The following is a 24466-nucleotide window of genomic DNA, read 5'->3' as shown; positions in this document are numbered from 1 at the left end:
GGAGTTGTAAGCCGATTAGGACTGTTCAACGCGAATAAACGTTCAGCGCCGGGAAAAAGTAGGCGATTTCCACTGCAGCGGTTTCTGCGGCGTCGGAGCCATGCACCGCGTTGGCATCGATGCTGGCAGCAAAATCGGCGCGGATGGTACCCGCAGCCGCTTTTTTCGGGTCGGTTGCGCCCATCAGGTCGCGGTTTTTAAGGATCGCACCTTCGCCTTCCAGTACCTGGACCATCACCGGGCCGGAAATCATGAATTCGACCAGATCCTTGAAGAAAGGACGCTCGCGGTGGACGGCATAAAAGCCTTCGGCTTCATTGCGGGACAGGTGCATCATGCGTGCAGCGATAATTTTCAGCCCGGCATCTTCAAAGCGCTGATAAATTTTGCCGATTACATTTTTGGCCACTGCATCGGGTTTGATAATGGAAAGGGTGCGTTCGACAGCCATTGCGGTACTCCGTGAATTTTAAGAGGTTTTTGGGGTTGAAAATCCTGATTAAAATACCACGAAATGCCGATAAAATAAAGGCTTAGCGGGTATAGTTATTCCATTCGGGCTGGATGCCTGCTGTATCGGCAGGGGCCTGCCACGCACAATCCGTTCCGATTCCGGCCACCCACACCAGCGTTTCGCCGCAATAAAGTAATGGCAAGCGATCGCGTAGCCAGGGCGGGACGGCGTATTCCTGCAACAAATTTTTCAGGCTACGGCGCGGACGCAGGCAGTCGGGACGGAAGTGTTCACCACCCTGTCGTAAACGGATCGTGACCGATGCCTGGTCGAGTTTGGTGCGATCCAGTCCCTGGCCGATAGCTGGAGTTAATTTCAAGACACCATCGAGTTCTCTGAGCCGCAACTGCGCTTCGCCTTGCCAGTGCCACTGCAGATTTGCAACGAGAGAAGGTAGCCGGGCTGTGAGGTGAGCCCATCCCTGGTAGCGGTGCAACTCCCAACGGTCGTGCAGAATGCATGGCTGGCTATCAGCACCGGCGTGGGTGAGTTGTCCCAGCATGGTAGCGAGTCGTGCCTGACTGGGCATGGGAACATCATTGCGCGCGAGAAAATAACGCAGCAGATTACGCGCACGAGCCTCGGGCAGGGCAGCCAGTTGAGCGCAACTCAGGCGCTGGTTGCGGATACTGTCTGTCGCGTCGAGCGTGGCGAGCTGATCGAGCAGGTCGGCAGCTTCGGCAAGGTTTTGCGCGCTCCTGGCAAGCGTGGCGCGCCATGCCGGGAATCGTTCACCCAATTGCGGCAGCACGCGATGGCGTAAAAAATTGCGGTTGAAATGGGTGTCCTGGTTGCTTTCGTCTTCCACCCATTGCAGCGCATGTTGTCTCGCCCAGGCCTCAATCTCGCTGCGATCGATATCCAGAAGCGGGCGTATATAGGCGGGATGATTGGTCGCTTCACGTAACACAGGCATCGCCGCCAGTCCTTTGACCCCGGCACCGCGCAGCAACTGCAGCAGGAGTGTTTCGGCCTGGTCGTCGCGATGCTGAGCCAGCGCAATGAAGTCCGTATCCAGTTGCGCGTATTCGGCATAGCGCGCACGCCGTGCGGCCGCTTCCAGACCAAGTTTTGCGGCGTCTTCAATATGGATGGTATGCATCCGTAGTGGAATATGACGGCGTGTGCAGAGCGTTTGGCAGATATCCGCCCAGTCTTTTGCGTGGGGGCTGATCTGATGGTTGACGTGGATGGCACTGAGATGGAAGGGAAGATCGGGTGCCAGGCGCGCCAGCAGGTCGAGCAACACAACCGAATCCACACCGCCGCTCAAACCCAGAGTGATGCTTGCACCAGGTTTGACGTATCGAGTCAATTGCGCTCGTACTGTTTCCAGTAAATTACTTTGCGGGCATTTCCTTGAATCGACCATAGCTCATCAGGCGCTCGTAGCGGGTCTTGAGCAGGGCGTCGAGAGGTTGGCTGGTGAGGCTGTCCAACGCGTCCTGTAAAGCTGTTTTCATGGATTGCATCATTAGCGCCGGATCACGATGCGCGCCACCCAGAGGTTCGTCCACAATGCGATCAACCAGGTCGAAAGATTTCAGGCGTGGTGCGGTAATGCCCAGTGTCTCGGCTGCGACGGGCGCTTTGTCGGCGCTTTTCCATAAAATAGAGGCACAACCTTCCGGCGAAATCACCGAATAAGTAGAATATTGCAGCATCATGGTCTGGTCGCCCACACCTATCGCCAATGCGCCGCCGGAGCCGCCTTCGCCGATGATGGTGCACAGTATGGGGGTTTTTAGCTCCGCCATGACAAACAGGTTGCGGGCGATGGCTTCGGACTGCCCGCGCTCCTCCGCACCGATGCCGGGGTAGGCCCCCGGTGTATCAACGAAGGTCATTACGGGTATGCCGAATTTTTCAGCCAGGCGCATCAGGCGCAGGGCCTTGCGATAACCTTCGGGACGTGGCATCCCGAAATTGCGGTAGATTTTTTCCTTGGTGTCGCGGCCTTTCTGGTGGCCAATGAGCATCACGCTCTGGCCATTGAATCGCGCCAGCCCACCTACAATTGCAGGGTCGTCGCCGAAGGTGCGGTCGCCATGCAGCTCTTCAAAATCGCTGAACAGCGCACCTACGTAATCGAGCGTGTATGGACGTTGCGGGTGGCGTGCTACCTGGGAAATCTGCCAAGGGGTGAGCTTGGCATAAATGTCTTTGGTAAGTTTTTCACTCTTTTTTTGCAGGCGGCCGATTTCTTCCGAGATGTCCAGCGCAGAATCGTCCTGCACATAGCGCAGTTCTTCGATTTTGGCTTCCAGCTCGGCAATCGGCTGCTCGAAATCCAGAAAAGTGGTTTTCATAGGCAGTCAGGGCCGTGAAAAAAGCGGCATTGTAGCTGATTCAAGTGCGAGACAGAATCGCACCGTGGACAATGCCGTCCGCTGGCAGTCGTTGTGTTAATGTTAATGATGATGCCCGTGTTCGCCGTGGGCGTGACCGTGGGTGATTTCATCTGCGCTGGCTGCGCGTACGTTATCCACATGGCAGGAGAATTTGAGTGTTTGCCCAGCGAGCGGATGATTGCCATCCACCATCACGGTATCTTCGGTCAGTTCGGTAACGGTGTAGAGCATGAATTCCTCTGTGCCTTCGGCCGCACCTTCAAACTGCATTCCCACTGCTATTTCCGCCGGAAACAGGTGACGCGGTTCGGCGCGCACCAATTCGGCTTCGTATTCGCCAAAGGCATATTCCGGCTCCAGAGTGACTTCGATGTCGTCACCTTCCTGCTTGCCTTGCAGCGCTTCTTCCACAGTCGGGAAAATACCGTCGTAACCGCCGTGCAGGTAGCTTACAGGTTCACTGCTTTTTTCCAGAATATCGCCTGCAAGATTGGTGAGCTGGTAGGAAATGGTGACGATGGTGTCTTTGGCAATTTGCATAATGTCCTCGGTAGGCCAGTGGATGATCAATGTAAGTGGTATGGCACGGGCTGAATGCCACACTCTGAATCAGAGTTGTTTGACTAATGCCAGTACTTGCTGAGCGTGCCCTTTGCTTGCCACGTCGTACAAGGCATGACGTACTATGCCTTGCTTATCAATGATGAAGGTAGAACGCAGGGCGCTTTTACGGCTTACACCATCTATTATTCTATCATGCAAAATACAGTATTTATGGCATACCACTGCATCCTTGTCTGCCAGCAGGCGTATGTTGATGCCGTGCTGGTCGCGGAACGCTGCATGACTGAGGCAATCATCCCGTGACACCCCAAAAAGCACAGTATCAAGGGCGGCGAAGTCAGCGGCTAGATCACTGAATTCGATGTTTTCCTGCAGGCAGCTGGGCGCGCTGTCGCGTTTGTAAAAATACAACACCACGTTTGCAAGGCCTTTGTAATCTGCCAGCTTGACGAATTCCATGTCGGCATCGACACAGCTAAAATTTGGCGCGATTTGACCTGGCTGCAACATGCTGACCTCGATGTGCGATTGCTCCGCAATGAGCGGATTTTAACCCATTTCAAAATTTGACTGTGGGTAATCTGGTTGGCTGTGGCGTTATAATCGGCGCATGGAAAAACACTTGCTTGGTGGTATTAGCCCCACCCGATTTTTGCGCGAATACTGGCAAAAAAAGCCCTTGCTGGTCCGCAATGCAGTGCCCGGATTCGCAGGTCTGATTAACCCTGATGCGCTCATCGCCTTATCGTGTGAGGACGATGTTCAAGCCCGGTTGATACGACAAAAAAAACAGGACTGGCAATTGCAGCACGGGCCCTTTACCAGGACGGATTTCAAACGCATTGGAAAACAGCCCTGGACACTGCTGGTGCAGGAGCTCAATCACCATCTGGATGCTGCTGAAACCTTGCTTGCGCGTTTCAATTTCATCCCGCATGCGCGGCTTGATGATTTGATGGTGAGCTATGCTGTTGATGGCGGTGGCGTAGGTCCCCATTTCGACTCTTATGATGTGTTCTTGTTGCAGGGCCAGGGGCAGCGTCTCTGGCAAATCAGCGCGCAAGACAAGCTTGACCTGGTGCCTGGCGCGCCATTAAAAATTCTGCGTCATTTCAAGGCGGAGCAGGAGTGGTTGCTGAATCCAGGGGATATGCTGTATTTACCTCCGCGTTACGCACACAATGGCGTCGCTGTAGGTGAATGCATGACTTATTCAATCGGGTTCCGCTCCCCCAGCGTGCAGGAAATCGCTACCCAGTTTCTGGTGTATTTGCAGGATAGAATCGAATTAACCGGTATGTATCAGGATCCGGAACTGAGTTTGCAAAAACACCCTGCTCAAATCAGTGATGCAATGCTGGAGCAGGTCGAAATGATGCTGGAACGTATTCATTGGACTCAAAAAGAGGTCGTGGATTTTCTGGGATGCTACCTTACCGAGCCCAAACCGCATCTGTTTTTTGAGGCGCCAGGCAATCCATTAAGTAAGTCAAGTTTCAACCGGCAGGCGCAGAAAATTGGCGTGCGCCTGGCACCTCAGTCACAGATGCTGTTTCGAAACGGCAATTTCTTTCTGAATGGAGAGTGTATCGGCATAAGGAAAGCGGGCAGCCGTACCGCGTTGCAGATATTGGCTGATAGACGCCAGTTGGTATCTGCAGAAGTGGAAATGGATTTGTTGCCATTGCTATATGAATTCTATCTCGATGGTTTTCTGTTGCCAGGTGCTAAACATGACTAACATGACTAAGGATTGTCGTGATATATAGAATTAATGAAAAACGAGAGATTTTTTCGTAATCCGGGTGTAAAATAAAACCTTACGAAATACCATATACCCCTAGTATATTTCTTGAATTTTGCTAGAATTTTGCCCGTCGGTCATCATAAATGACTTTGGGCCGATCTTAATGTGGTTGCTTGTCATTATTTTTAACGAGGGAACATAAATGAAACATTCCATCCTGCTCGCCGCTCTTTTAGCCGTTTCTCTGTCTGCCTGTGGTAAAAAAGAAGAAGCCGCTGCTCCTGCACCGGCTCCTGATGCAGCTGCTCCTGCTGCACCGGCTCCTGATGCAGCCGCTCCTGCTCCAGCTCCTGATGCAGCTGCTCCTGCTGCACCGGCTCCTGACGCTGCCGCTCCTGCTCCTGACGCTGCCGCTCCAGCTCCTGCAGCACCGGATGCATCTGCTCCTGCAGCCAAGTAATAAATCCAGCAAGCTCATCTGCTGTTAAAAAACCGGCCTTAGGGCCGGTTTTTTTTCGTCCTGAATACTTGCTATCCCGCGAAGGATTTGGGCGCTTGTGATTTTCAGGACGGGAGAAATTCGCGCAGCCGTCGCATTGCTTCCTGCAAATTGGGTAATGAAGTTGTGTAGGCAAATCGCACGAAGCGCTGTGCCTGGTACGTGCCAAAATCCACCCCCGGGGTGATGGCAACACCGGTTTGTTCCAGAATCTGCGCTGCAAAAGCGCAGCTGTCCTGGCTAAATCGTCCGCAACCTGCATATAAATAGAATGCACCTTGCGGTAGATCGGGTAAATCAAAACCAAGATCGCGCAATGCGCTGGCGAGATAATCGCGGCGTATTTTCAGCTCGGTCTTGCGTGCTTCCAGAATGGTAAGTGTGGCAGGCGTAAAGGCCGCAAGGGCGGCGTATTGCGCAGGCGTGGAGGCGGCAAGGTACAGGTTTTGCACCAGCCGATCCAGTGCTTCCATTGCCCACTCCGGTGCTACCAGCCAGCCCAGCCGCCAGCCTGTCATCTGAAAGTACTTGGAAAAACTGTTCACCACGAACACCTGATCCGAGTGCGCCAGCGCCGTGTGATGGCTGCCTTCGTAAATCAGTCCGTGGTAAATCTCATCCACAATCAGGGTTGCGCCGCGCGCGGCGCAGAGAGCGGCAATGGCACGCACGTCAGCATCCGGCACGACGGTGCCGGTGGGATTGGACGGCGAAGCCAGCAGCACGACCTTGACCGCGGGTGTCCAGTAACGCTCAACCAGTTCGGGTGTGAGCTGGTATCCGGTATCCGCATCCACCGGTACGGCCAGCGTGCGCGCTTCGATGAAGCGCGCAAAATGGCGATTGCATGGGTAGCCTGGATCGGCCAGCAATACGCTATCGCCAGGATCGGCGAGCACGCCCAGTGCAAGCAGCAGCGCACCGGACGCGCCGGGGGTGACGACCACGCGCTGTGGACTGAGCTGCACGCCATAGTGTTGCGCGTAATAATCGGCAATGGCGCTGCGCAACTGCGGCAGACCGAGTGGAGGCGAGTAATACAGGTTGCCCTGCTCCAGTGCTGCGATGCCTGCCTCGACTATCGGATACGGAGTGGGGAAGTCCGGCTCACCGATTTCCAGATGGATGATCGAACGCCCTTGTGCCTCCATCTGGCGCGCGCGTGCCAGGATGTCCATCACATGAAATGGTGCGATGTCTGCCATGCGTGCGGCAATGCGCGGGTGCGATGTATTCATGCTTCGGCGTCGGGCAGTAATGGCGCTGCGGGTTGCAAATGCTCCAGGTCCACCGATTCAATCTGGCTGAAGCGCTTGCTGATTTTCTGGCTGCTGATGTGGACTTCGGTGGCGTCTTCATTGGCCAGGCGAATATGATCGGCGAGTTTTTTCATGCGCACGTCGAAACGGGAAAAATCCTTGCCCAGCTTGGACAGTTCGTCCTTGATGATGTGTACCTGACGCCGTGTTTCCACGTCCTTGATCACTGCGCGCGCGGTGTTGAGTACCGCCATCAGTGTAGTTGGCGAGACGATCCACACGCGCCGGCTCATGGCGTATTCGACCAGGTCCGAATGGTAGGCGTGGATTTCGGCGAACACCGCCTCGGCCGGCACGAACATCACCGCGCCGTCCGAAGTTTCGCCTGCGATGATGTATTTGGCGGCAATGTCATCCACGTGCTTTTTCACGTCGGCCTTGAATGCACGCGTGGCCAGGGTACGATCGGCTTCGGCGGCGTCGCGGGCAAACATGCGGTTATAGTTTTCCAGCGGGAATTTCGAATCCACAGCCACGCGTCCGGTCGGTTCCGGCAGTACCAGCAGGCAGTCCACCCGGCTGCCGTTGGATAATGTGGTCTGAAAACTGTACCCATCCGGCGGCATGATATTGCGTACCAGTCCTTCCAGTTGCACCTCGCCGAACGCGCCGCGCGAGCGCTTGTCGCCAAGCAGTTCCTGCAGGGTGAGCACGTTGCTGGACAGTCCGTCGATTTTCTTTTGCGCCTCGTCGATGGTGGCCAGACGCGCCATTACATTGGCAAAGGTCTCGTTGGTTTTCTTGAAGCCTTCATCGAGGCGTTCGCTGACCTTGCCGGAAATTTCCGCGAGACGCGCATCCACGCTCTTTGCCAGGGCCTCTACCGAGGCCGATAGCTGGGTGGTGGCATTTTGCATGGTAGTCTGGATCAACGCCTGTTCTTCGCGACCCTGTTTGGCCAATGTTTGCAAAGTCTGGGCGAGGGTCTCGGCCTGCACGGCCTGAATTTTGGCGGAAAAATCCGCCAGCTGCGCATTTTGCGCGGTGCGGCTGTCCGCGAGCTCGCGGGTCTGCGCGTGCTGTAGCGCCAGCACCGCTTCGCGCGTGGCAGTCAGTTCACCTGCTACGGTGTGGCGCAGACGCTCGGATACCTCGGTCAATGCACTCTGAGTGCGATCGGACTGATTCGCCAGGCCGTTGTGTAAATCGGTGAGCATGGTTCGGTGGCGTGTTTCCAGACCCTCCTGAAGCATGCTTGGCAGGGCAGCCTGTGCCTGCGTCAGTGCGTTGATTTTGAACCCGAGCCATAGCAGCACAGCAACGATAATGAGCGCCGCTAGGGCAATGACGATTTCCAGCATGATTCCTCCAGTCGGGGAATTATAACCGCGCGCGTCACGGAAGCCGTATGGCAAATTTCCCGTAGCAAATCAGTTTGGACGCATTGGCATAGGAAATCTTGCTGGAAATTACGACTGGCACAGGCGGACGAATCAAGCTATGTTTAACGCGTTTAAACAAGAGGAGAATGAAGATGATGCGTCAAACCGGCCTGATTTTTTGCCTGTTGATCGGCTGCCTGTCTGGAATCGCACCCGTTACGGCTGCTGCAGCAGCGCAGCAAGCAGACATAATCGGCGTGCAAAAACGCACCGACATCAAGGTTGTATACGACGACAAGGACGATGTGTGGGAGGCCGGGATCGGCAAGGGGCTGTATTATCTGCGCGGCCTGCTGGAGGCATATAAATCCTTGGGTATCCCGCAGGATCAGTTGCATATCAGCATCGTACTGCATGGCCCAACGGCATACTGGCTGCTCAATGACCCGGCTTATCAGCGTGACAAAAAAGACCCATTTGCCTACAACCCAAACAGCCAGGTGGTGGCCGAACTGATACAGCATGGCGTGAGCGTGGAAATCTGTAACGTCACCATGCGCGCCAAGGGATTCACACCGGAAGATCTGTTGCCCGGCGTGGTGATCGTCCATGATGCCTACACCCGCCTGATTGACTTGCAGCAGCGTGGTTATGCCTATATTCGTTTTTAATGGACGTTCGCCAAATCGAAACTGTTTCAAATCCGGATTCATTCATTGCTCATGATTATCAATGCAGACCACAGCCAGCGTGCACTGGTTGACCCCGCCCAACTGCCCTGGATGGATTCGCCGCTGCCCGGCGTGGCGCGCCGCATGCTGGAACGCAACGGCGCGGAAGCGGCGCGCGCCACTTCGATAGTGCGCTATCAGCCTGGAGCCGGGTTTGATGCGCACACGCATCCGCAGGGCGAGGAAATCCTGGTGCTGGAAGGTATTTTCGAGGATGAATACGGCGTCTATCCGGCAGGCACTTATCTGAAAAATCCGCCCGGCTCGGCGCACCGTCCGTTCAGCCGCAGCGGCTGCACCTTGTTTGTAAAACTGCGCTACATGCAGCCGGGCGACACCCAGCGCGTGGTCATCCACACCCATGAAGCGCAGTGGCTGCCGGGGCTGGTGGAGGGATTGCAAGTGCTGCCGCTGTCCGAATTCGGCGGCGAGGAGATTCTGGTGCTGGAGGGTGTGTTTCAGGATGAGTTCGGCGATTACGGTCCCGGCATGTGGCTGCGCAGCCCGCATTTGAGCATGCATCAGCCGTTCAGCGAGCCGGGCTGTATCATCCTGGTCAAGGTAGGGCACCTGGACGTCGCAACTTGAAACCGCGATATTTCAGTGCTTGCGTGAACCAGTGCCAAGCGCGTGGATTTCCGCAAGCTGTTCCGGCGCGGCCTCGCGCAGGATTGCCGCCATGCCCTGTTTGGCGCGTTCATCGCCTTGCGCGGCAGCCAGACTGAATAATTCGTAGGCATGCACCAGGTTTTTCGGCACACCCACGCCCCGGTAAAACATCAATCCCAGGTTGAACTGCGCCTGGCGGTCGCCCCGATCGGCAGCCGCGCCGTACCATTTGGCGGCCTCGAGATAATCCTGCGGCGCATCCTTGCCTTCGAAATACATCACGCCGAGGTTGTATTGTGCGGTCACGTCGCCGCCCTGTGCGGCTTCAAGCAGCTTTTTCAGCGGGCCGTAGCCGGCGAGTTCGATAATATCCATCTGCATTCCTTGTGTTGGGCGAATTTTACCCGGCTCTGCGCGCATGCGCGTGAATCAGCTAAACTGTCGCGCTTCCACGTCGCTAAAAACTCCTGGCCCATGGCACTCAAAGCAACCATTTTCAAAGCCGACCTGCAAATCGCCGATATGGACCGGCACTATTATGCCAGCCATGCGCTGACCCTTGCGCGCCATCCGTCCGAGACCGACGAGCGCATGATGGTGCGTGTATTGGCTTTCGCCCGTCACGCACACGAATATCTGACGTTCGCCAAAGGCATTTCCGAGGCGGATGAGCCGGATGTATGGCAAAAGGATCTGACCGGTGCGATTGATCTCTGGATAGACGTGGGCCTGCCCGATGAAAAACGCATCCTCAAAGCTAGCGGCCGTGCGAATCAGGTAGCGATTTACACGTATGGTGCCCATGGCGCCAACCTGTGGTGGGCTGCCATCAGCTCCAAGCTTGCGCGGCTGAAAAACCTGACCGTAATTAATTTGCCATTACCAGTCACTCAGGCGCTTGGAAAACTGGCGCAGCGCAACATGCAGCTCAGTTGTACGATAGAAGACGGCGCAATCTGGCTGTCCAGCGACGCCGAAACGGTGGCGGTGGAATTCGTCGTGCTGCAGGCGCCGGCCTGAAAGTGCGCCATTGATTGCCGGGGTTCAGTCATGCACATCTGGGTAGATGCCGACGCCTGTCCGGGCGTCATCAAGGATATCCTGTTTCGCGCCGCCGAGCGGGCGCAGATTTCCATGACCCTGGTAGCTAACCAGTTGCTGCGCACGCCGCCTTCGCCGTATATCCGCGCGCTGCAGGTACCCGGGGGTTTCGATGTGGCAGATAACGAGATTGTGCAGCGGCTGCAAGCGGGTGACCTGGTGATTACCGCTGATATTCCGCTGGCGGCGGACGTCATCGAAAAAAACGGGCACGCGCTCAACCCCAGAGGCGAGTTTTACAGCAAGGAAACGATCCAGGCTTTACTCACCATGCGCAACTTCATGGACGAATTGCGCGGCAGCGGTATTCAGACTGGTGGCCCAGCGGTCTTTTCAAATAGTGACCGCCAGGCGTTTGCCAACCAGCTGGATAAGTTCCTGGCGCGTCAACGCCAGCCATAATCCGTAGGGCTATACCGGCATCGCCAGCTTGTCGTTAAGCCTTAACCAGCCGCGCGCCACGCGGTACAGCACCCACAGCCCGGCGATGGAGACGACCGCAATCGCCAGCGGAATGCCGATCAGCGTTAACATCAGCAGTCCTGCCACCACCACCCACAGCAAGGCAAACCAGAAAGTGCGGATCTGCCAGCGGAAGTGCGATTCCAGATAGGTGCCGCGCGCTTCGCTGCGCTTGATATAGTTGAGCACCACTGCCAGGATCGACGGCCAGCCGGTGAGGAATGCCGTCACGATCAGCATCGGACTCAGCAGCCCGGTGATCACGGTGAATGCATGCAGACCATAAATCACATGGGTGATCGTCACCAGGCCATCTGCCGGCGCATTGCCGGACTCAATCATGTTTTCAGCCATCTTGGACTCCAGTGCACACATTTGAGCGAGCTTCAGTATAACGCGTGTTTTACCAGTGCAATGCCCGGTATTGCGAGGTCTTTTTGTCCAGGTGCGCCTGCATGCGGGTAACAATGTCATCCAGTACCGACAGCGCATGCAGGATATAGGGACCTTTGTTCAGCATCACGCATTCGGCGCGTCCGGACATCGCAGCGTCGCTGATTTCGGCGCGTGACGGCAGACCCAGTTTGACCAGGCTTTCCAGCACCTGGGTGGCCCAGGTCACCGGGATATGGGCAGCCTCGCATAACCACAGCATTTCTTCCTGAATCTCCGCCATGCGTTCGTAGCCTATCTCCACGGCCAGATCGCCGCGCGCGATCATCACGCCGAACGGGCCATGCCCCGCGCCGCGCACGATGATTTCCGGCAGGTTCTTTACCGCCTGACGCGTCTCGATTTTAGCGATGATGCCGAGGGCGCCGGCATTGCGTTGTTTCAAAGCTTCAGCAAGCCGGTCCAGGTCATCCGCACTCTGCACAAACGACAGGCCGATGATGTCGGCATGCTGCACGGCAAAATCCAGGTCGCGCAGGTCTTTTTCGCTCAGTGCGGGCAGTAGCAAATGGCTGTCGGGGAAGTTGAGCCCTTTCTGCGCACCGACATGTTCCCCTTCCGGGCGCACCTGCGTGACTCGCAGCCACGCGCCCTCCGCGTCGACCCGCTCGATCACGCAGCCGATGCGGCCGTCGTCTATCCATACCGCATGGCCTGCCTCCAGAAAGGCAAAAACCTCGGGCTCGCTACATGGAATGCGCGCGGGGGAGAGGATGTGTCCGGCTTTGTCGCGCCGCTCGGCGTGGCCCGGCGAGGGATCGCGGGCGAGCAGCAGCGCGTCGTTCTTGTGCAAATGGATGCGCATCGGGGGCGCCAGAAAATCCCCGCTGGCGGTTTTGCCTGACTGGCCGTGCTGTTTTTTTTCGGTGATCCGTTCGAGGACGGTGCCGGGTGCGATATAGGCCCCGTCCTCGCAACTTACCTGTACTTCCGTGACTGACAGGCGCTGTTCCACGACGAATTCACGTTTTCGCTTGCGCATGTCATGGAACCTGATTTTGTCGCCGGGCTTGAGTTTGTGCAGCCACCTGGCAGGCACGCTCAGGCGCGCGGGCGACGCCTTGCCCAGCTTGTCGGTGGTGGCTGGCTGTCCTGGGCTGCCCGTGCCGTCGAGGATGATCCGGGTGGGGTAAAGCCGATCCCCGAGGTCGTCGCGCTTGATCCTGACATGCAAAACCTCGGGGCCGGGTGCGATCTCGCCGGTGCGCAGTTTTGGGCCGGACAGGTCGAACATGATGCGGCAGGGACGCCCGGTTTCGTGCTCTGCCTGGCGAACGTTGGCGACCATTTTTTCCCAGCCTGCAGGGGTGTCGTGAGCGCAATTGATGCGTGCACAGTCCATGCCCAGCGTGAGCATATCGCGCACCACAGGGTGATCGTCCGCCGCTTCGCTCGGCAGTGTCACCATGATCCGCGTGCTGCGCTTGCCTTGATGTTTTCCGAACAGGAGGTCGGTGTTGTGGCGCAACAGCAGCCGGTCATGCTGCATGGCGTGGCTGGTTTCATGCACCGGGCAGGGCAGCGGTGGCGCGCCATTCATCATCGCCAGCGCATAACTCACTGCATCCAGTGTAGCCATTACATGGCCTTCGCAGCGCCCCAGCGAGGACAGCCCCACAGCGGCGAGGGCAGCTTGCAGTTCACGCAAATCATGCCGTCTCAGGCCGATATAGGCGGCCAGGTTTGCAGCGCTGGGCAGGTAATGCCGATGGTGCAAATGCGGATGCCAGCGTTCCATCAATTGCTGCTGGGTTGCCAGGGTGGCGTCGCGCAATTCCTGCAGGCGATGCGCCAGATTTTTGATTTTCCCGGTAGCGTTATCCATTGGCTGCATATTCATTCACTCTGGTTGATGCGCAAATTCCGAACAACCATCCTAGTCTGGGGGTGATTTGTGAAAAAATGGTTACGATAAAATGGCATCGGGAGTGCCATGGCAACCGTCCCCTCACCCGGCGAGCCATGCAGCCGGTTATACTGGCGGATATAGCGCACTGTGGAATTGGCCGTATGGCGAGCAGCGCAACCCATCACCGCGGCGGCTCACCCCGTTGCCAGACAAACACTCCGTTAATCGAATAAAGGAATTTCCATGGGCAGCATGAATGCACTGCTACTCTATTGTCGCGCCGGGTTCGAAAAAGAATGCGCCGGCGAAATCATGGCAGGGGCGACCGAGCTGGGCGTGAATGGCTACGTCAAAGCCGCCGAGCAAACCGGCTGGGTCTTGTTCCAGGCTGAAACGCAGGATGAAATTGCGCTGATTATCAGTGAATTGTCTTTCGCACGGCTCATTTTTGCGCGCCAGTGGGTGCAAGTCGCGCCGCTGATCCAGGGCATGCCCGAGGGCGACCGCCTCACCGCAGTTAAGGCGGTTGTGACCCAGCTTGCGCCGCGCTACTCCGAAGTATGGGTGGAAACGCCTGACACCGATGCAGCCAAAACACGCCTGGGTTTTTGTGGCCGTTTTACCCGCCCGCTTACCGCGGCGCTGGAAAAAAACCGCCAGTTTGTTTCCGGCGGGAGCGCGCCGCGCCTGCATGTGTGTTTTGTGGCCGACGATGCAGCGTATGCGGGCATTTCCGATCCAGCCAATTCCGCACCGTGGTTCATGGGTATCCCGCGCGTGCGCGTAGGGCGCGACGCTCCGAGCCGTTCCGCCGGCAAGCTGGCGGAAGCGCTGATGGTATTTCTCGACGACAGCAACGCGCATGAACTCAAGGCCGGGATGCGCGCGGTCGACCTGGGCGCTTCGCCCGGCGGCTGGGCGTGGGTGCTGGCACAGCGTGGTATCCGCGTGACGGCCGTCGACAATGGCCCGATGGCCGCAGCGGCAATGGCCACCGAAATGGTCGAGCATGTGCGCGGCGACGGCTTCACCTATCGACCGCACCATCCAGTGAACTGGCTGGTATGCGACATGGTAGAAAGCCCGTCGCGTGTCGCCCAACTGGTGGCGGAATGGATCGCTCGCGGCCATGCCCGACACGCCATTTTCAACCTTAAGCTGCCGATGAAAAAACGCCTGGAAGAAGTGCGCCGCTGTGAAGAAATCATCGCCAAACGGCTGGAGCGGGAAGACATCAACTATACCTTGCAGATCAAGCAGCTATACCATGACCGCGAGGAAGTGACGCTGTGCTTGATGCGTGACAAGGCATGAAACCAACTCCTGTTACCCGGATAAACCTGAAATCGGCTAGCCAAATAATACGTGTAGGGAACACCATATGGGTGGCTGTTCCAGACTTACCCGTCAGGAGAAAAAACGGTTCTCCTCAAAACCCTGCACTACACTCGCAGGCTTCAACTTTTTCCAGGATAAATCCAGCCGCATCCATGTAACTGAAACGAGCGGAGGTGTGCATGACAGCATTTCGCAAAAAACGGCTGGATACAGCGCAGAAACAGCGCATGGTCGGGCTCATATCAGCGCCCGACTTCCTCGACCCGGCACTTGAATGGCGGCGTCTGTTTGCCGAGGTTTGGGGCACATTCCTGCTCGTCATGGTGGCCGCCGGCGGCGGGGTGGTCGCGGCCCAGAGTCATGGAGCGGTCACCCTGGGCATGCAGGTGGTTGCACCCGGTCTCATGGTGATGGCGATTATCTATTTCATGGGCACGGTAAGTGGCGCCCATCTGAATCCGGCGGTGACCCTGGCGTTTGCCGTGCGGCGCAATTTCCCGTGGCGGCGAGTACCCGGCTATATCCTGGCGCAGTTGGCGGGGGGTATCGCGGCGGCGCTGTTCCTGCGCGCCATGTTTGGTACGGTCGGTGCGCTGGGGGCAACGCTTCCGGGTAACGGAATAAGCAGTTTGCAGGCATTGGCAATGGAAGTGGTGCTGAGTGCCGGACTGGTGAACACGATACTGGGCACAGCTTCGGGGGCACGCAACATCGGCACCAACGGCGCCATCGCGGTGGGCGGCTACATTGTCCTGGCCGGGCTTTGGGCGGCGCCGATCAGCGGCGCCTCGATGAACCCGGTGCGCTCTCTGGCGCCGGATCTGGTGCGTGGCGACTTCGGCACCACCTGGATCTATATCGTGGGGCCGATCCTCGGCGCACTGATCGGGGTCGCCTTCGAATGGATCCTCAAGGGAAAGCCTACTCCTGCCGGAACGCTTACAGCGCAGGGCACATTAGGCCTTGATGAATCCGGGACTGAAACGCATAGGCAATAGCCTGGCAAGCTACGGCCGCACTGTACTCACTTGGCAGCGCTATAAGCCTTGAACCCGTAACGCTCAAAAATAGCCAACGCCGTGGGCGAATGCAGGAACTCTACCCATTCCTTGCCGGCCTTGGGATGCGCTGCGCCCTTGACCACCGCTGAAGCGTAAATTGCAGTCGTGTTCTGGTCGGCCGGAATCGCTATATTGCTGATCGGGTGGCCAGCCTGTTCCTGGAAAATCGCCTCCGATTTCCAGGTCACGCCGGCATCGACCAGACCCTGCATCATGAATAGCGGTGTCTGGCGGTGATGGATATGGGTCAGGATGGTCTGGCCGTTCTTGACCTTGTCTTCATATACGCTTTGTTCCAGTGTAGCGCCGCCTGCCTTGACCAGCGAGGCCTTGATTTGCCGCGCTACCCCTTCCCACTCCGGATTGGGCATGGACAGGCGTACGCCAGGTTTGCCCAGATCGGCCAGGCCGGTGATATGCGCCGGGTTATCCTTCGGGATCATGATGGCCAGGTCGTTGGTCACATAGGGCACGGCCGGAGCGGACAGAATACCGTCGGCGATTGCGGTCTTGATCTTTTTCAACCCGGCCGCATACACATCTGGCTTGACGGTCCAGGTCATGTTACCCACGGTAATCGTGCCTCCAGCGGCCATCTGCTTGAGCAGGATACCCGGCGGCAGGGTTTCGAAAAAGATACGCCCCTTGTATTGCGGGTGCTCCTGCTCGAACGCAGCCACCAGCGGCGCCATCGCGAAGTAGTAGTTGCCGGCGACGAAAATCACCAGCTTGGGATTATTCAGATTGCCGTGGAAATCCGCCAGGACGTTGACCTCGGGCACAGTGAATTCCAGCCCCTTGACGGTTGCCGGCGCATTGGCGCCATGCTGCCAGGGCGGGAAAATCTCACCTTTATACTGGGGCGGTTGCACCTTGCCGCCCCAGCCGCTCGTCGTCGCGTAGGTAGGTAGCGCAAAGAGCAGGGCTGCGCCCAGCGCAGCAGAGAGGGTATATTTCGCGGCCGATTTCATTCTTGGCTCCTCCGGGTTGACTTTGTACGGAGCCTAATAATATCCCGCGCTTTGCAATTCCGCCAGAATGGAGGCGTGATGCATTCCCGATGTCAGGAGCTAAATGAGCTAAATGGATGGGTGTATAGAAAGGGAGTGAGACGGGGCAACCAGAATGCGCAATTATTTGTTGAGAGCGGCGCAACAGCCTCTCCACAGCTTACCTCAGGCGCAATAATCGGCGGTGCCAAGGTCGCCATCCTGTGGCTAACTTGCTGTGCCTGGCGACCACGGTGGCGAAAGAAATGGTTAGAACCAACGCCCAGTATGCGGCGCTAGAGGAACTCCGGTTTGATTGCAAAGCACGATGGAATGTAATGCAATCAAGTCGTGAGCCCTTCGCACAAAAAAGTCGCGAATTCAGTGTTTATGCTTGTTCGTATCCTTAATGGCTTCTTTGAGGTCGCCGACATTTTTTTGCAGCTTGCCTGCCACCTGTTTTTTAAGCCCTTTGGCTTGCTGTTCTTTGCTACCCACTAGCTTGCCTGCGCCTTGCTGGGTTTTGCCAGCGATGTCTTTGGCGGTACCCTTGATCTGATCCTTGTTCATGATTTAACTCCTCCAGGAAAATTAAAATCCATTCAATAGTGGCGAATCGTCTGTAAAGCACGCCGCTTGCTGTTTTTCGCGGACGGTATCAAGCAAAAAGCATTGTCCTTACTCCGTCCCGACAGCAAGTGGTTTCAAGATAGTACGGATATGATCGGGGTTCCGTACGTTAGCGTACGCAATGAAAATTTAATATACGTGTCGGTTTCGGATGACCTCCGCGCGTTATATGTTGCGGGAGGTCGCTGGCTTCAGGTTTTCCGGCACCAAAACCTTCAATACTTTACCTCGGGGAGGGTTCATGCCAGGCCGCTCCAGTATTGGCTGTTGCAGGGCGTGAGGTCGGAAGGAATCATTCATCATCAACGCTGTCGACATTCTTTCACCCCGGCTCGTTCCTGCCCGGTAAGGAAAGTGTAAGGCTAGCTGTGACAAGATATCTAGATAAGTCGATTGCTGGAATATTTCAAAAGGAATGTGGATATGCCCGGTTTCAGGATTTGGTTCGGACGCAAGATCAAGACGGCTACTAGCCACTACACCACGCTGTCGGTACGCTTGCCGCTCATATTGCTGGCCTGTTTTGCATTGGCGTCTTGCGGACATGCAGAGAAAGATACGCATGCCGGGCAACCAGTAACCAAACGCAAACTTGTATTCAAACAGATACTGCGCAATTTCGAGCCCATGGGATTAATCGTGCGCGGGCGCAGACCGTATGAAAAGGATCGTTTCCTGCAATACGCAGTGGAATTGCAAACGCTGAGTACTCAGCCCTGGAAATATTTCACACCGGACAGCAATTACGCCCCCACCAGAGCCAAGCCTGAAGTCTGGCAAAAACCGGCCCAATTCAAACAGGCGCAGCAAGCTTTCATCGCAGCTTCCGCGCAGCTCGTCCAAGGTGCAAAGACGGGCAATATGGATGTGATTCGTGCGGATTACGGGAAAGTGGCGGACAGTTGCAAGGCCTGCCATCGTGATTTCCGTGGTGGTCCGCGCTGATAGAGCCGCGGTGCTTTTTCAGACAATGGGCTTTTTCAGACAATGGAAATTGGCACCAATACGCCTATCGTCACCAATCCGAATAACAGAAACGCACGCCTGTTGCTGACAAAATGCAATGCGGGTGCTGAAGTGCCGCCCGGCAAATCCTTGTATCCCGTAATCATCGGGGAGATCAGGTTGTCGTGCTTGAAAAATCGGTAAAACAGTACTGCGCTGATATGCAGGACGATCAGCGCAAGCAGGAAGTTAAACAATTGTTGATGAATGCCGCTGATAGTATCGCTGAGTGTGTCACCCACCCAGAATGCCAGCGGTCCTTGAGTGGCTACATCATCAGTGGAAAACAGGCCGGTTCCTGCCTGGGCAAACAAAATTCCCAGCATCACTACGACCATCCATCCACCCAGGGGATTGTGCCCAATTTGTTGGCCTGGGTGCGGCTTGTGTAAGGTGCCGGCATATTTCAGTGTGGTGCCAAAGCCACGAATGAAGCTGGTGAAACGTGCGGTAGTGCTGCCCATGAATCCCCACAGCACTCTGAAGAGGATGAGGATCAGCATGGCATAGCCTGCGTACAGATGGTATTGCATGGCGTTATCGAAAAGCTCGGCGCTCGCCCAAGAAGCGACAAAGCAGATTGCCAAACCCCAGTGGAACAGACGTACAGGAAAATCCCATACCTTGATTTTTACATTGGGGGAGGTTATGTTTTTCGACATGGCTTTGCTGCAGAGGAACGATCCGTTCGTTTGATCGGAGTATAGGAAATAGTTCCCCATCAGGTGCTTAAAAAACAAGCAGTGACAAATCCGGGCCAATCCGGAAAGCAAATCAACCCGCGTCCGGTTCAGCCAATAAAATAGCCCATGTCTTCCAGCGTTTTTCCGGTGGCCAGGGCTTCAATCACCCACTTCGGTTTACGTCCTCTTCCGCTCCAGGTTTGGCCTTCCTTGTTTCTGTAACGGGCCGGACTGGTCTTGCCGGGTTGTTTCCTGGTTTTGTTTTTAATAACTCCAAGATCCTTGCTGGTAATGCCGTACTCAGCCATCTTTGCCTTGATTTCCGTAATTACAGCCAGCAATTCTGCCTTGCGCAAAGCTTCTGCCTCTTTTTCAAGTTGGGCAATTTTATTTTTAATCTCTTTATAAGTTGCCATGATTAAGTGCTCCTTTGCAATATGGATGTTTGGGCTAATCAATTGAAATAAAAATACCACAGCAAATTATGCCGGATATTTTTGAATTCAAAGTGATCCTATCAAAATAATCATATTGAAATGCGTAATTATTTAATTATATTTGATTGATAAGCTCAATACTCAATATGAATACTAAGAGTTGGATTGTTTCTTGAATTGTGACATTGCTGGTTCAACGAGGTTTCTTGCTTATCTCACACTGGCGGGGGAAGCTTGCCCTTGCTCACGCTTTCACCATCCCGGGGGCGTAATGCCCAGAATGAAAGTGAAGACAGGATGGTCAAGCCGGACAAGGTGAGAAACGCATGGTGCAATGCATGCGTCACCGCTATACGATCGGTTTGTGGCAGCCCCCCCAGGTACCAGGCAGCGATCAGTGATCCGCAGGCAAGCCCGAAACTCATCGATATCTGCTGTAGCGTGCTGGCGATGGTACTGGCCATGCTTGAATCGGGCGTTTCGATGTCCGCATAGGCCATCGAATTCATGCTGGAAAATTGCAGCGAGTTGAAAAATCCCTGCGCCAGACCCAGCAGCACGATCAACACTATCGGTGTGGCTGGAACCACCATGGAGAAGAGGCCGATGGTGACCCCGATCATGAGTGTGTTGACTATGAGCACTCGCCGGTATCCATAACGCCGCAGTACCCGTGCTGCGATGAACTTCATTCCCATGGCAGCGGCTGCGGCAGGCATCATCAACAGGCCCGACTCCCAGGCAGGCAGGCCCAGTCCGAGTTGGTAGAGCAGCGGCAGCAGAAACGGGAGCCCGCCGATACCCAGCCGGGTAATGAAGCCGCCGATCACCGAGATGCGGAACGTGCGCACCCGAAACAATGCCAGGCGCAGCAGTGGAAAAGCTGCCTGACGTGCGTGCAGGACGTAGGCGGCCAGCAGACTGAGGGAAAGCAGCAGCAGAATCGCTGCCGAAGTCACGTCCAGGTGATGTTCGCCGAACACTTCCAGCAGCCACGAAAGCAGTGCCGTACCCGAGCCGAACAGGACCAGGCCAATCAAATCCAGCGGCCGGGGCGCCTCGCCACGATAATCGGGCATATGGCGATGTATGAGCAGCAGCGCCACCAGACCCACTGGCACGTTGACGAAGAAGATTTCCCGCCACGACAGCCAGTGCACGATGAGGCCGCCCACCGTGGGGCCGAGCAGCGGACCGATCAGCGCCGGGATGATGACGAAATTCATTGCCGTCAGCAGTTCCGCTTTGGGAAAGGTGCGAATGATCGCGAGCCTGCCCACCGGCATCATCATCGCTCCGCCTATTCCCTGCAGGATACGCGCAGCAACCAGCATCGGGACATTGACGGCCAAGCCGCACAGTATCGAGGACAAAATGAAAACGGCTACCGCTACGCCAAACACACGTCGCGTGCCGAAGCGGTCGGCCATCCAGCCGCTCACCGGAATACATACGGCGAGGCTCAGGATGTAACTGGTCACGACTGCCTTCAGGCTAAGCGGTGTTACATGCAGGCTCGCCGCCATGGCCGGAACCGCGGTATTGACAATGGTGGAGTCAAGCTGCTCCATGAACAGGGCCGTGGCAACGACCCAGGGCAGATAGCGTTTAACTGTAGGGTTGTTCATCAGCGGATGCGGTGCAATGTGGACGATGCATTATCGAAATATTGAGTGATACACATCACACCGGGGTACTTCGATGCATGCTTCATTCACTACATGAGATGCTTTAGAGATTAGCGGACAGTGCAAGCACTTGTAAACCCGTTCAGGCTGGAAATGGCCGGCTTGATCAGGAAGCGAAGAAAAATTACATTCGCTCGAATTAAGTGCGAGATGGAGAGCGGCTCAAGCTGAAGCAGCCGGTCTCCGGAAAAATACAGCCGTATTTTTCTTTTGCGATAGGTGCTGGTCAGGTCCGATACGGGGTAGCTTAATCTTCGCCCTTCAGCCCCTGCCACAGAGCCTGGTTGAATCGCGGCGTGTCCAGATGGTCTTCCGATGCAAAGTCTTGCCCCTGCATTACCCGCGCCCAATAAGCTGCGGTGCGTCGCGGTTTGGCGTAACGGGCTGTTTCCGGTGTAGAGGCCAGGGTATTTCGGGCCGTGCGCGGTGGCAGTGGCAGTTGGGTGGTGCGCAATACTTCCGGCACGATGGCGGTATAGTCCGGGGAAGCCAAATGGCGCTCAAAAACCGCGGCCATAGGCAGGGCGTTACCATCCGTCAGTCCCATGGGAGATAAGCCCAGCACATCCTCAATCGTGCGGAGCAGATTCACCGTGGTATAGCGCGTCGACACTACTGTGTTGCGCTTCACATAGGGGCCGATCATATAGGCCAGACTGCGATGGGCATCCACGTGGTCTCCGCCATCCTGCGCGTCGTCTTCCACCACCACGATCAGGGTAGTGTTCCGGTAGGGGCTGTGAGCGATTTTCTCAACCAGCATTCCCAAGGCATAGTCGTTATCCGCCATTTGTGTTTCTACCGTGTTCACGCCGTCATCGGCGCTGGCGAAATCGCCAAAATGGTCATGCGGTAGCCGTACCAGTTCAAGTGCAGGCAGATTGCCGTCTTTCACATACTGGTTGAACTCGCGCTCCCATTCCCGGTAGCGCCAGAAATCCGCATATTTCATGTCGAAACCGCGATAGTAGCGGTCGCTGACTGGACGCAGTGCGGACTTGTTCGGGTAGGCCTGGATCATCCGATCCTTGAACGGCTGCTTGGAAGGAGGAACATAGGCAGGGTCTGTTGGGGGGAGGGCGTAGCGATCCTCATCCTGGTAGAAACCATAGTTGCGGATGGAGATGCCCGCACGCAGTGCGGCATCCCACAGGTAACCGGCGCCATTCTCTTCACCCGGACCATCGGGAGCAGCGACGTCGGCCACTCCTGGCATCAGATCGGCATCATCCGGCACATGGGGATTTTCGATGCGCCGCGCAGCCGGACTGGCCAGCCCCAGGTTGACGTTGCGGTTCTGGCCCTCGTTGTCATAGCTGAGGCCACGGTTTGCGTAGTTGATGGCGATGTTTTTTTCGGTGTACTCGCTGGAACGCGCCGCAGTGCTCCAGATCCAGCCGTCGTTGCTGGCTGCCCCGCTGACCAGGAAATTATCCAGGGTCACGAACTGACGTGCCAGTGCATGATGATTTGGACTGATGGGTTCTGGCAGCAGTACCAGATCGGCATCCCCGTTGCCCGGCCGCAGGTCCCCCAGCACCTGATCGTAGGTGCGGTTTTCCTTCACCACGTAGATCACGTGCTTGATCCGGGAGCGGACGAAGGCCATCATGCGCTCGGCCTCGGCCTTGCCGCGGAAATCGGCCCAGTTATTGTTGTAAGCGACCTGGCGGGTAAGGGTCGCCAATTCAGTTGGGCTCGGCACCGGCAGGGTCAGGAATCCGGCCTTGGTCAGTTGCCAGACATACTGGTTGTTGGCCCGGCAGCTGGCCGTGGCTGCCGGGTCGGTGGACAGGGAGTTGCGGCAGTTGACGGGGTTCGGACCGGCCATGCTTTTGCCGTTGACTACATAAAGCGTCTTGCCATTCCGGCTCACACTCACCGAGTTGGGATACCAGCCGGTGGGGATCAGGCCGCGCACGCCGGCTTCCCTGCCCAACTTGTCCAGATGAATGACGGCGATGGAATTGGTGCCGCCATTGGTCACATACAGTGTTTTCTCATCAGGAGACAAGGCCAGGCTGTTTGGGTTGCTGCCCTTCAGCTGATTGGCGTTGGCATAGGTAGCCGTCGGCGCTGTGGTGTTCAGGGTCTCCAGGACCAAGTCTCGCCCTGCATCGATGACAGACACGGTATCGCTGTTGGCATTGGCCACATAGAGACGGGTGCCGGCGCGATTCAGCACCATGCGGGTGGGCTGGCCGCCGACGGGGATTCTCGTCTTCACCGACAAAGCCGTGCCCCCGGTGCGCAGCACCACAACCTCCCGGTCTCGCATGCTGGTTATGTAGGCCGTGTGGTTGTCACGATAGGCCACCCAGAAGGGAAACTCCCCGCCCGGCACCCCGGCTTGTGCCGGATTGATTTTGCCCGGCCGCAGGTCCTGTTCATGCAGCACCGCACCTTTGGCAAGATCGATCTCGGAGACGCTGTCGTTCTCGAAATTGGCCACCAGCAGCCGGCTGCCATCCGGGCTGACCGCCACGCCTGCGGCCATGGGGCGGATATCCACCCCGAGGCCCCTGGCATGGCCGAGGGCGATGGCCGGCTCGATCTCCGCCCATTTGCCCTCGGTCATGGCGTACCTGTGCACATTGTCATCCACGCCGCCGGCCACGTAGAAGCGCTGTCCGTCGGGCTGCCAGGCGATACCGGAGAAGGTGTCCGGCACCTCCAGAACCTGGCGCTTGACTGGGACAGCGGCCTTCACGTCATAGACGAATATGTATTCATTGGAGGTGTCTTGGTCGATCTTGCCTTTCGGGTTCCAGTTGCGGTTATAGCCGCTGGTGAGTACCAGCAGGGTGTTGCCGTCCGGACTCAAGGCTGTGGAAACCGCTTGCCCGGCTTGAAAATCGGGCAGGGTGGGCAGACCCGGGTTCATTCGTTCAAAGCGCGCACCACGGGCGGCCTGGGGAGTGATCCTTGCCCCTGTGGGCAACTGGGTGCCATCGGTCTGGATGGCCGCGAGCGGGGCCGCCGACACCACGCCGACACCGCCTCCGCCCAGAGTCAACAGCGCAGCAGCCAGGGCGGGCAGCGCGAAGCCCGGTTGCGGGCGGGGAAAGGCGAGGTGGCGGTGCGTCATGGTTGTACTCCGGATCGGGCCAAAGC

General features: G+C 56.7%; 25 protein-coding genes. 8 read left to right on the top strand and 17 right to left on the bottom strand.

What is annotated here, in order from left to right:
* Window positions 1-25: 25 nt before the first annotated feature.
* The 5 genes from ndk to ACFDAU_RS11400 all read right to left on the bottom strand — a co-directional run bounded on the left by ndk (window position 26) and on the right by ACFDAU_RS11400 (window position 3939).
* Window positions 26-451, bottom strand: a complete 426-nt coding sequence (gene ndk, locus ACFDAU_RS11420) for a nucleoside-diphosphate kinase (protein ID WP_413437039.1) — start codon at window positions 449-451, stop codon at window positions 26-28.
* Window positions 452-533: 82 nt separating this feature from the next.
* A complete protein-coding gene (tilS, locus tag ACFDAU_RS11415) occupies window positions 534-1829 on the bottom strand; it encodes a tRNA lysidine(34) synthetase TilS (RefSeq protein ID WP_413437038.1) in 1296 nt (431 codons plus the stop codon).
* A gap of 25 nt (window positions 1830-1854) precedes the next feature.
* Window positions 1855-2823 carry an acetyl-CoA carboxylase carboxyltransferase subunit alpha gene (locus tag ACFDAU_RS11410; protein WP_413437037.1) on the bottom strand — a complete coding sequence of 323 codons (969 nt, stop codon included), beginning with the start codon at window positions 2821-2823 and terminating at the stop codon, window positions 1855-1857.
* A gap of 102 nt (window positions 2824-2925) precedes the next feature.
* Window positions 2926-3405, bottom strand: coding sequence for an FKBP-type peptidyl-prolyl cis-trans isomerase (locus tag ACFDAU_RS11405; RefSeq protein ID WP_124705935.1), 480 nt, complete (start codon window positions 3403-3405; stop codon window positions 2926-2928).
* A gap of 69 nt (window positions 3406-3474) precedes the next feature.
* The gene (locus ACFDAU_RS11400; protein ID WP_413437036.1) at window positions 3475-3939 is read right to left on the bottom strand and encodes a peroxiredoxin; all 465 of its coding nucleotides are present in this window, start codon (window positions 3937-3939) and stop codon (window positions 3475-3477) included.
* A gap of 397 nt (window positions 3940-4336) precedes the next feature.
* Here ACFDAU_RS11400 and ACFDAU_RS11395 point away from each other — a divergent pair, with 397 nt between their 5' ends.
* A complete protein-coding gene (locus tag ACFDAU_RS11395) occupies window positions 4337-5170 on the top strand; it encodes a JmjC domain-containing protein (protein WP_413437035.1) in 834 nt (277 codons plus the stop codon).
* Window positions 5171-5361: 191 nt separating this feature from the next.
* Here the strand turns inward: ACFDAU_RS11395 and ACFDAU_RS11390 are convergent, their stop codons facing one another.
* The 3 genes from ACFDAU_RS11390 to rmuC all read right to left on the bottom strand — a co-directional run bounded on the left by ACFDAU_RS11390 (window position 5362) and on the right by rmuC (window position 8295).
* Window positions 5362-5616, bottom strand: coding sequence for a hypothetical protein (locus ACFDAU_RS11390; protein WP_413437034.1), 255 nt, complete (start codon window positions 5614-5616; stop codon window positions 5362-5364).
* A 124-nt stretch (window positions 5617-5740) separates the two neighbouring features.
* Window positions 5741-6913 (bottom strand): pyridoxal phosphate-dependent aminotransferase, encoded by a 1173-nt coding sequence (locus ACFDAU_RS11385; RefSeq protein ID WP_413437033.1) that lies wholly within the window; start codon window positions 6911-6913, stop codon window positions 5741-5743.
* A complete protein-coding gene (gene rmuC / locus ACFDAU_RS11380; RefSeq protein WP_413437032.1) occupies window positions 6910-8295 on the bottom strand; it encodes a DNA recombination protein RmuC in 1386 nt (461 codons plus the stop codon). The genes ACFDAU_RS11385 and rmuC overlap by 4 nt, the downstream gene beginning before the upstream one ends.
* Before the next feature lie 173 nt (window positions 8296-8468).
* On the opposite strand from rmuC, the gene ACFDAU_RS11375 reads away from it, so the two are divergent.
* Both ACFDAU_RS11375 and ACFDAU_RS11370 read left to right on the top strand, forming a co-directional pair.
* Window positions 8469-8987 (top strand): DsrE family protein, encoded by a 519-nt coding sequence (locus ACFDAU_RS11375; protein ID WP_413437031.1) that lies wholly within the window; start codon window positions 8469-8471, stop codon window positions 8985-8987.
* 51 nt (window positions 8988-9038) lie between these two features.
* On the top strand, window positions 9039-9635 hold the full coding sequence (locus ACFDAU_RS11370; RefSeq protein ID WP_413437030.1) for a cupin domain-containing protein: 597 nt from the start codon (window positions 9039-9041) through the stop codon (window positions 9633-9635).
* A gap of 12 nt (window positions 9636-9647) precedes the next feature.
* Here the strand turns inward: ACFDAU_RS11370 and ACFDAU_RS11365 are convergent, their stop codons facing one another.
* Window positions 9648-10031, bottom strand: coding sequence for a tetratricopeptide repeat protein (locus ACFDAU_RS11365; RefSeq protein ID WP_413437029.1), 384 nt, complete (start codon window positions 10029-10031; stop codon window positions 9648-9650).
* A 99-nt stretch (window positions 10032-10130) separates the two neighbouring features.
* Here ACFDAU_RS11365 and ACFDAU_RS11360 point away from each other — a divergent pair, with 99 nt between their 5' ends.
* Window positions 10131-10676 carry a YaeQ family protein gene (locus tag ACFDAU_RS11360; protein WP_413437028.1) on the top strand — a complete coding sequence of 182 codons (546 nt, stop codon included), beginning with the start codon at window positions 10131-10133 and terminating at the stop codon, window positions 10674-10676.
* A 30-nt stretch (window positions 10677-10706) separates the two neighbouring features.
* Window positions 10707-11159 (top strand): YaiI/YqxD family protein, encoded by a 453-nt coding sequence (locus ACFDAU_RS11355; RefSeq protein ID WP_413437027.1) that lies wholly within the window; start codon window positions 10707-10709, stop codon window positions 11157-11159.
* 9 nt (window positions 11160-11168) lie between these two features.
* Here ACFDAU_RS11355 and ACFDAU_RS11350 read toward each other — a convergent pair whose 3' ends face one another.
* Together ACFDAU_RS11350 and ACFDAU_RS11345 are read right to left on the bottom strand one after the other, a co-directional pair.
* Window positions 11169-11573 (bottom strand): DUF4870 family protein, encoded by a 405-nt coding sequence (locus ACFDAU_RS11350; protein WP_413437026.1) that lies wholly within the window; start codon window positions 11571-11573, stop codon window positions 11169-11171.
* 49 nt (window positions 11574-11622) lie between these two features.
* Entirely contained in the window at window positions 11623-13512 is a 1890-nt protein-coding gene (locus tag ACFDAU_RS11345; RefSeq protein ID WP_413437025.1) for a pyruvate kinase, read from the bottom strand.
* 261 nt (window positions 13513-13773) lie between these two features.
* Here ACFDAU_RS11345 and rlmM point away from each other — a divergent pair, with 261 nt between their 5' ends.
* Both rlmM and ACFDAU_RS11335 read left to right on the top strand, forming a co-directional pair.
* Window positions 13774-14835: a 23S rRNA (cytidine(2498)-2'-O)-methyltransferase RlmM gene (gene rlmM, locus ACFDAU_RS11340; protein WP_413437024.1), complete on the top strand. Its 1062-nt coding sequence runs from the start codon at window positions 13774-13776 to the stop codon at window positions 14833-14835.
* Window positions 14836-15038: 203 nt separating this feature from the next.
* Window positions 15039-15857 carry an MIP/aquaporin family protein gene (locus tag ACFDAU_RS11335; protein ID WP_413437023.1) on the top strand — a complete coding sequence of 273 codons (819 nt, stop codon included), beginning with the start codon at window positions 15039-15041 and terminating at the stop codon, window positions 15855-15857.
* Window positions 15858-15883: 26 nt separating this feature from the next.
* On the opposite strand, the gene ACFDAU_RS11330 is transcribed toward ACFDAU_RS11335, so the two are convergent.
* A complete protein-coding gene (locus tag ACFDAU_RS11330; RefSeq protein WP_413437022.1) occupies window positions 15884-16891 on the bottom strand; it encodes a substrate-binding domain-containing protein in 1008 nt (335 codons plus the stop codon).
* Window positions 16892-17290: 399 nt separating this feature from the next.
* Entirely contained in the window at window positions 17291-17479 is a 189-nt protein-coding gene (locus tag ACFDAU_RS11325; protein WP_413437021.1) for a CsbD family protein, read from the bottom strand.
* 483 nt (window positions 17480-17962) lie between these two features.
* Between ACFDAU_RS11325 and ACFDAU_RS11320 the strand changes: the two genes are divergently transcribed.
* Window positions 17963-18484 (top strand): c-type cytochrome, encoded by a 522-nt coding sequence (locus ACFDAU_RS11320; RefSeq protein ID WP_413437020.1) that lies wholly within the window; start codon window positions 17963-17965, stop codon window positions 18482-18484.
* A 35-nt stretch (window positions 18485-18519) separates the two neighbouring features.
* On the opposite strand, the gene ACFDAU_RS11315 is transcribed toward ACFDAU_RS11320, so the two are convergent.
* From ACFDAU_RS11315 to ACFDAU_RS11300, 4 genes are all read right to left on the bottom strand, one after another.
* Window positions 18520-19206 (bottom strand): cytochrome b/b6 domain-containing protein, encoded by a 687-nt coding sequence (locus ACFDAU_RS11315; protein ID WP_413437019.1) that lies wholly within the window; start codon window positions 19204-19206, stop codon window positions 18520-18522.
* A 128-nt stretch (window positions 19207-19334) separates the two neighbouring features.
* Window positions 19335-19643: an H-NS family nucleoid-associated regulatory protein gene (locus tag ACFDAU_RS11310; protein WP_413437018.1), complete on the bottom strand. Its 309-nt coding sequence runs from the start codon at window positions 19641-19643 to the stop codon at window positions 19335-19337.
* A gap of 236 nt (window positions 19644-19879) precedes the next feature.
* The gene (locus tag ACFDAU_RS11305) at window positions 19880-21292 is read right to left on the bottom strand and encodes a DHA2 family efflux MFS transporter permease subunit (RefSeq protein ID WP_413437017.1); all 1413 of its coding nucleotides are present in this window, start codon (window positions 21290-21292) and stop codon (window positions 19880-19882) included.
* 307 nt (window positions 21293-21599) lie between these two features.
* Window positions 21600-24440, bottom strand: a complete 2841-nt coding sequence (locus tag ACFDAU_RS11300; RefSeq protein ID WP_413437016.1) for a bifunctional YncE family protein/alkaline phosphatase family protein — start codon at window positions 24438-24440, stop codon at window positions 21600-21602.
* Window positions 24441-24466: the final 26 nt, after the last annotated feature.

Origin of the sequence: Sulfuriferula sp. GW1 (genome assembly GCF_047300855.1) — a bacterium.
In the GTDB taxonomy this organism is placed as follows: Bacteria; Pseudomonadota; Gammaproteobacteria; order Burkholderiales; family Sulfuriferulaceae; genus Sulfuriferula.
The sequence above is the reverse complement of the archived record's forward strand: the minus strand, read 5'-3'. Positions and strand labels throughout refer to the sequence as shown.

What these genes read in the sequence shown, in the direction of transcription:
- ndk (WP_413437039.1), bottom strand. Translation starts at nt 451, where the DNA reads ATGGCTGTCGAACGCACCCTTTCCATTATCAAACCCGATGCAGTGGCC.
- ACFDAU_RS11410 (WP_413437037.1), bottom strand. Translation starts at nt 2,823, where the DNA reads ATGAAAACCACTTTTCTGGATTTCGAGCAGCCGATTGCCGAGCTGGAA.
- ACFDAU_RS11405 (WP_124705935.1), bottom strand. Translation starts at nt 3,405, where the DNA reads ATGCAAATTGCCAAAGACACCATCGTCACCATTTCCTACCAGCTCACC.
- ACFDAU_RS11400 (WP_413437036.1), bottom strand. Translation starts at nt 3,939, where the DNA reads ATGTTGCAGCCAGGTCAAATCGCGCCAAATTTTAGCTGTGTCGATGCC.
- ACFDAU_RS11390 (WP_413437034.1), bottom strand. Translation starts at nt 5,616, where the DNA reads ATGCATCCGGTGCTGCAGGAGCTGGAGCGGCAGCGTCAGGAGCAGGAG.
- ACFDAU_RS11385 (WP_413437033.1), bottom strand. Translation starts at nt 6,913, where the DNA reads ATGAATACATCGCACCCGCGCATTGCCGCACGCATGGCAGACATCGCA.
- rmuC (WP_413437032.1), bottom strand. Translation starts at nt 8,295, where the DNA reads ATGCTGGAAATCGTCATTGCCCTAGCGGCGCTCATTATCGTTGCTGTG.
- ACFDAU_RS11375 (WP_413437031.1), top strand. Translation starts at nt 8,469, where the DNA reads ATGATGCGTCAAACCGGCCTGATTTTTTGCCTGTTGATCGGCTGCCTG.
- ACFDAU_RS11370 (WP_413437030.1), top strand. Translation starts at nt 9,039, where the DNA reads ATGATTATCAATGCAGACCACAGCCAGCGTGCACTGGTTGACCCCGCC.
- ACFDAU_RS11365 (WP_413437029.1), bottom strand. Translation starts at nt 10,031, where the DNA reads ATGGATATTATCGAACTCGCCGGCTACGGCCCGCTGAAAAAGCTGCTT.
- ACFDAU_RS11360 (WP_413437028.1), top strand. Translation starts at nt 10,131, where the DNA reads ATGGCACTCAAAGCAACCATTTTCAAAGCCGACCTGCAAATCGCCGAT.
- ACFDAU_RS11355 (WP_413437027.1), top strand. Translation starts at nt 10,707, where the DNA reads ATGCACATCTGGGTAGATGCCGACGCCTGTCCGGGCGTCATCAAGGAT.
- ACFDAU_RS11350 (WP_413437026.1), bottom strand. Translation starts at nt 11,573, where the DNA reads ATGGCTGAAAACATGATTGAGTCCGGCAATGCGCCGGCAGATGGCCTG.
- ACFDAU_RS11345 (WP_413437025.1), bottom strand. Translation starts at nt 13,512, where the DNA reads ATGAATATGCAGCCAATGGATAACGCTACCGGGAAAATCAAAAATCTG.
- rlmM (WP_413437024.1), top strand. Translation starts at nt 13,774, where the DNA reads ATGAATGCACTGCTACTCTATTGTCGCGCCGGGTTCGAAAAAGAATGC.
- ACFDAU_RS11335 (WP_413437023.1), top strand. Translation starts at nt 15,039, where the DNA reads ATGACAGCATTTCGCAAAAAACGGCTGGATACAGCGCAGAAACAGCGC.
- ACFDAU_RS11330 (WP_413437022.1), bottom strand. Translation starts at nt 16,891, where the DNA reads ATGAAATCGGCCGCGAAATATACCCTCTCTGCTGCGCTGGGCGCAGCC.
- ACFDAU_RS11325 (WP_413437021.1), bottom strand. Translation starts at nt 17,479, where the DNA reads ATGAACAAGGATCAGATCAAGGGTACCGCCAAAGACATCGCTGGCAAA.
- ACFDAU_RS11320 (WP_413437020.1), top strand. Translation starts at nt 17,963, where the DNA reads ATGCCCGGTTTCAGGATTTGGTTCGGACGCAAGATCAAGACGGCTACT.
- ACFDAU_RS11315 (WP_413437019.1), bottom strand. Translation starts at nt 19,206, where the DNA reads ATGTCGAAAAACATAACCTCCCCCAATGTAAAAATCAAGGTATGGGAT.
- ACFDAU_RS11310 (WP_413437018.1), bottom strand. Translation starts at nt 19,643, where the DNA reads ATGGCAACTTATAAAGAGATTAAAAATAAAATTGCCCAACTTGAAAAA.
- ACFDAU_RS11305 (WP_413437017.1), bottom strand. Translation starts at nt 21,292, where the DNA reads ATGAACAACCCTACAGTTAAACGCTATCTGCCCTGGGTCGTTGCCACG.
- ACFDAU_RS11300 (WP_413437016.1), bottom strand. Translation starts at nt 24,440, where the DNA reads ATGACGCACCGCCACCTCGCCTTTCCCCGCCCGCAACCGGGCTTCGCG.